The sequence below is a fragment of the Oculatella sp. LEGE 06141 genome, from assembly GCF_015207605.1.
Lineage (GTDB): Bacteria > Cyanobacteriota > Cyanobacteriia > Elainellales > Elainellaceae > Oculatella.
The window spans coordinates 1-5,933 of sequence record NZ_JADEWO010000119.1 but is presented as its reverse complement, the minus strand read 5'-3'; the positions used below and the strand labels follow the sequence as shown (position 1 = coordinate 5,933).

Annotated in this window: 2 protein-coding genes and 1 pseudogene; 2 read left to right on the top strand and 1 reads right to left on the bottom strand. The window is 39.0% G+C overall.

The annotated features are described in order from the left end of the window. A pseudogene (locus tag IQ268_RS31630) lies at nucleotides 1-466 on the top strand (hypothetical protein); the annotation flags it as partial. A 311-nt stretch (nucleotides 467-777) separates the two neighbouring features. Further along, nucleotides 778-2,160 (top strand): hypothetical protein, encoded by a 1,383-nt coding sequence (locus tag IQ268_RS31625; RefSeq protein ID WP_193887395.1) that lies wholly within the window; start codon nucleotides 778-780, stop codon nucleotides 2,158-2,160. A 114-nt stretch (nucleotides 2,161-2,274) separates the two neighbouring features. Here IQ268_RS31625 and IQ268_RS31620 read toward each other — a convergent pair whose 3' ends face one another. Beyond that, entirely contained in the window at nucleotides 2,275-5,664 is a 3,390-nt protein-coding gene (locus tag IQ268_RS31620; protein WP_193887393.1) for an N-6 DNA methylase, read from the bottom strand. Nucleotides 5,665-5,933 lie beyond the last annotated feature (269 nt).

The following is a 5,933-nucleotide window of genomic DNA, read 5'->3' as shown; positions in this document are numbered from 1 at the left end:
GGGTCTTGTCCCAGTCCGATTGGCTAACATCATTGATGGAGGGGACAGGGTTCTCTTCCATCTTGTTAGCCTAGCAGCACCTCTCGATTTTCTCAATTCCCTTTTTCAACCCCTTGAACAGTTACGACAAGAGTTAATTCAGAAAAATAGTGAGATAGCCCAAAAAGATAAAGAAATAGCTGAAAAAAACGATGATTTAAAGCGGAAGAACGACGAGATGTACAAAAAAGAGCAAGAAATAAAACAAATGAACGAGAAGTTAACTTCTATTGAAAATCGCCTAAACAGCCTAAAGTTTACTCTTGATACGAATTTTGACCACATGAACAATAGAATTACCACCGTAAGTGGTCTTAATTCTCATAGTGAACTTTCTTTAGAATTTCGGGATTTTAGGAACAACGTTATTCCCCAGCTTGAAAGTATAACCAAGCAAATTGGGAGTTCTAGGAATCCCAATAGTTGACTCTTTTGCTGTCTAACAATTCGGGTGCAGCGGATTGACCGAAGCCGCTTGGGTGAGATGCAAAGGTATCGGCAACCGCTGACCCGAACCGTTAGCCTGCTTCGCTTTGAGGTTGGGGCAAGCTCAGAAATTTACTCTTCCCACTATCAATTGAGTTTTACACTAGAATGTATAACAGGATACAGAGCTTGAATTGGGTTACATAAGGCGTAATTCATCAACTTTGCTTAAATATTATTAAAGTCTATTCATCTAATTAAGATTCAGAACTACGATGAGTAGTTTGCTATAAATAGGTGAGTCAGTATCCTGTGGCATATTCAAATCAAGGCAAAAGCTTAAGGCTTGTACAACAGTTCGGTCCAGGTCTTGAAAAACGCATACGTGAATTTCTTGGTTGGCGTAGTGGGCGTATCGTTTTTGCAGACATCTTGGGCGAACAATATGATGTGCAAGTAGATAGTTGCTTTCCTAACACTCAATCACCACAAGCTTTTGTTTCTACAACCTATTGCAACCCTGATAAACCAGGACATAGCAATGAGAATAAATTCCAATTGAAGGTTGGAGAATTAATGCTGCTAAAGGCACGTTACCCAGATATAAGGTCCATCCTAGTGTTAGGGGGAAAGCAAGATACTTGGATGCCTTATGTGCTTGCTGCCTTTCGTTACTTTTTTGATGAAGTAGTTTGCCTTTGGGAAGAAGCTTCAGAAGCTTATCTTGCTGAAATAGGAAAAAATCCTTCTATCGTTTCCTTAAAGCATGTAGATGTATGGAACCAAATTGCAAACGAGTGGAGTGATATTAACTTCAGTGGAGATCCGCCAATTGATTCTAGGCTTCGACTGGATGCTTGGGAATGGATACATGAAGTGGGCGTAGAAGGAGATGAGCCTAGTGAAATTTCAAACTCCATTATCAGAAGATGTATGGGAGCAGCGTATGAGAGATTCAAAGGCTCAAAAGGAAAAAGCGGGAAGGAATGGAGTAATTATGTAAATGCCTCTTGGGATGAGATTTGGCAATCTAGAAGTTTCTTTAATCCAGGAGAAGCTGTCATTCAAATGACACTGGAGGAAGCAAAGGTTGCATTTTTAGGTGGACTCGCAGTAGATGTTGAAGTTCCTTCGATGTTACATACCCTTGGAGGTAGCGTTTACGAACGGACAAAAACAGCTGAAGACTTTATCCTTTATTCCAGGAAGTACGATTGTCCAGTCTATGTCCAATCTAAATCAAGTGGTGGTGGGCGGGATAGACATGGTAAGAATATTCAAAACAGGGCTAAGGAACAGATTACGCGAGGTCTAATATATCGTACTCGCGTTGATGAGAATCAGCAAATGATTCTCCAAGACAAAGATTTTGTTTGGATCGGCTTGCTTGATGGCAATTGGGGTGTTACTGAAAAGACCCCCCATAAATATATTCACATGCTTCAAATGGCAGGATACGACTATTTGCTTGCTGCCGATTCATTAGTTGATAATTTAGAACTGGTAGAACCAGACGATAACCCGCTTCGCCATATCATTGACGAACTTGATTGTTTAGATGATAAGGAAGCATTAAAATCTGCGTGGAGCGACTGGAAAGAGAAAAGATTTGCTTTGCGCGATCTGTTAACTATAGCTCCTCAGATTGAAGTTTCTGAAGGAGAATTTGAGGTTGATGAGGAAATAGAGGATTGATTTTTTTCGAGGCGTTGCTTACTTGGAATAAGAAATAGAGGCTATATGCTCAAGCCTTCATTTCGATTCATATTGCTTTTCAGCAACGCCTTTTCGATTCTTCTGACATTTAACCTACAGCTTTTGAAGAATAACAATTGATTCTCTTACAGGAATCCGACCATAACGCTTCATTTGCTGTGGGCTATTGCCTTTCATACGTGTAACTAAAATCTGTTTCACGTAGAAGCCAGAGTGTTCGGCTAACAGAGCAAGTAAATGATCAACCGGAACTACTACTCCACCCCACCGAGAGTTACCCACTACAAAAACGGCATAGCCGCCAGGTTTAACTTTTTGGCTCAAAGCCTTTAAAGTAAGTTTGAGATCTTCAAAATATCCTGCAATCATGTAGGGAATTTTAGGATTATTATTTTCGGTTAATTCTAACGAATGTACAATTTTTTCGACTTCTTCAATAGAGGTTTCTAACTTACTCGGCAGATCGCTCTCAACATGAGATCGAAAAGTTCGCTTCACCAGATCTCGATATGCCTCGTATGAGGGAAGTAACTCAAGTAAGCTAATTTCAGCTTTCTGTTGAGCAATATAGTTGTTCCGATTTAGATAAGGGGGAGATGTAATTACAACATCAATGTCAGGAAGCTCTTTTATTAATGAAAGTGAATTACCGCAATAAACCTCACAATTAGTTATAGCCTTTTCCCAAACTGTAGATTCTACATCGCCAATCATCTCCTCTACTTGTCGTATTAGGATTGGTTGAATATTGGCATCAGAAGCGATCGTTGGAGTATTTAATTTTTCCAAACCAACGCTATCAGCTTTATTAAGAAATCGATAGTGCGAACCATGTTTTCGTATGAGACTTACTTCTTCTAAAATACATAGTAAAGCGAGAGTTAAAAAATCTTTCTGCTGCCCATCAAGATCTGAATTCCATATCCAATTACGCCATCCAATAATCTGCCTTAGAATTTCAGGAGCATAAGCTTTATTGAAGTAATCTTGAAAAAGCAAATTCGAGTCATTTGCAAGGCGGACTTTTTCAGAACTAAGTTTACTGACTGCATCACGTAGTTCTCCAATATTCCAATTCCTTATTTTTTGCTTTGCGATCCAAACCATTAAAGGAGAAATCTCAAATCCAATAGATGCAAACCCTGATTTTTTACAACTTAATAAAGTCGTACCACTGCCAGCAAAAGGATCACAAACAAGTGCTGACGATGAAATTTCTAACTCCTTTAGAAGGCATTCGACTAGCTTGCCTGAATAACCTTGCGTAAAGTTGTACCAGCGATGGATGGGAGAACGTTTATTTGGTTTAAAGGTTACTAGATGTAAGAAATCCTTCCGCTCTATATGCAGCTTATTAAATTGTGGTAGCTCTACAGGTAAATAGAGTGCACGTTGTTCAGGAGTTAGATCGGGATATGCTGTCGTTTCTGTAGTCGTAGTTACAGGCTTAGAAGCTTCTGGTTTAATATCGTTTGACTTACTACTTGAACGCGATATGTCGTGAATGTTAGCTAAATACTGTTTAATGTGTTGTCGCATTAACTCAGTTAGTCTAAAACTGTTAGCTACAAGTTCATCTAGCAAGAAAAGATCTTTGTCTTCTTCTGGATTTTTATAAATTCTAGAAGAGATTTCGACAGCATATTCTTGCTCGCTGGGGCTAAACTCCGGAAGTTGAATACACTTAAGGTGGTGCTTCAGTAATCTAAACCAGCCACTATGTAATTGAGTCCCAACTGATCTAAGCTGAAACTCCATTGTTGGGGTGCTAAGTACAGCACTCCACATTTGTAAAACTTTAGAACTCATATTTTGAGGAGCGACTAGAGCATAGCCAGACCCCATCCTATACTCACCTTCATAATCAGCAAAAAATTCAGCACGAGACATCATCTCCTTAACCAGAATCTTCGGTCTTGTTTGTTGCTCCAGATTCTGATTGCGACTAAATGCATACCAGGGCAATGCTTTATCAAGAGAACGGCTTGATAAAGCAACTTTATGCTGCTGGAGATATTTCCATGTTTTTGGATATTTTTCTTGCATTAATGATGGAGGAATAACTTGCGCCGTATTAAATTCATTAAATTGATAGGGAAAAACAACGAATTCCTGAGCGGGAAGCATCGCGCAGCGCCTAATATTTCTTCCACTTACAAAGGGAAAAGTTATTTCTGGCTCAGTCCTGCTTAACTCCTCTTGACTAAGAACATAAGCCTGGTTCATGCCTGTCCTAATTCCCTGACAGATTAAAAATTCATCAGTAAGCAGAGTTTTTGAATTCTGTCTTATAGTATTCAAGATTTGTTTTTCAGTGCCTACTGACAGATCCCAAGGATGCCAGAGCAATTGCTCAACAGAGAGTTCATTTATTTGTTCAGAAGCAATCGCTAATTTGTTTTCAGTTAACTTTGTTCCTGATGGGAAGTTAATAATTCTGAACAGCTTTGCTTTAGGCTGTTTGGAAAATGTAACGATGCACGTATAGGTAGTTTTTCCAGGAAATACTTGATTGTCTCCAAAGTTTACGACCTCAATCACCCTAGAATGATTAGCTAAAAGTCTGCAAACAGAAGCTCCATATTTTGAATTCATAAATTTATTAGAAACCACTAAAGAGGCAACGCCTCCGGGTTTCAATGCTTCTAAAGATTGAACCAAAAACAGAGTGACAAGATCAAAATTGCCACTGGTATATCCCGGATATGCCTTCTTCAGCATATCGGCGTATTGAGAACTGATGTTTTGAGAGCGAACATAAGGAGGATTGCCAACAACAATGTCATAGCTTTCAAAAACCTTTTTCTTAAACTTCGGCGCACTCAATCCTTCATGATAGTCAAACAAGCTGTTATTTATAGAGAGATGGTCTAGCAAACTATCGCCCACGGAAACAGTAGCGTTATTAATTCCAAGTGTGCTTAAGCGTGCTAAACATCCTAGTTCACTAGATATATCTTTTCCGTAGATATGAGATTTTCCATTCAGAAACTGACTCAGTTGAATGAGAAACGATCCTGAACCACAAGAAAAATCTGCCACTTGACTGGGGATAGCACTTGAATCGTTAATTTCTTGCCAATAGGTTAAAGCAGTTTTTGTGACATACTCCGATAGCCACGAAGGCGTAAAAACTGCTCCTAAAGCTTTATCATCTAAATTGCTTAAAATCCCTAATCCAATGTTATTAAAAAATGAAATTTCCTTGTCAGTTGCCTCTTTTAGGCAACATGAAGAATCAAGTGAATCAATATCTTTTTCGATTATACTCTCAATGACTTTTTTTCTGAGACTATCTGTTAACATCTCAAGAGCTTCTAAAACATCTTTATTCTCAATGATTTGGTATCTTGATTGCTTTTCTGCAATGTCTATTTCTAGCTTGCCCCATTGACACCAAGCGTATAAGACTGCTGTTGCAAGCAAATCCGCACTGTTTTGTCTAGATAGCTTTCCGTCAGAAGGTAGTAGATTAGCAACCATAACGTAATGTTAGTTCTCAAAACACGGCTTCTCGTGATTTCACAAGTTCAGAGAGTCTAGCAGTCCGGGATTTGTCAGTCAAGTGATTTAATCTCTTCATCAAGCCTGATGAGATTTATGCTCTAAGCTACCTACCGCAGGCTAACATAGTCTCTGAGCCGGACGGGGTCAAGTAACTCCTTGAAGAATACTGTTAATTCTCATTACGCATCCTTACATAGACGCATTCATCTAACTGACTCTAATTTGTATCAGTAACATCCATTCTA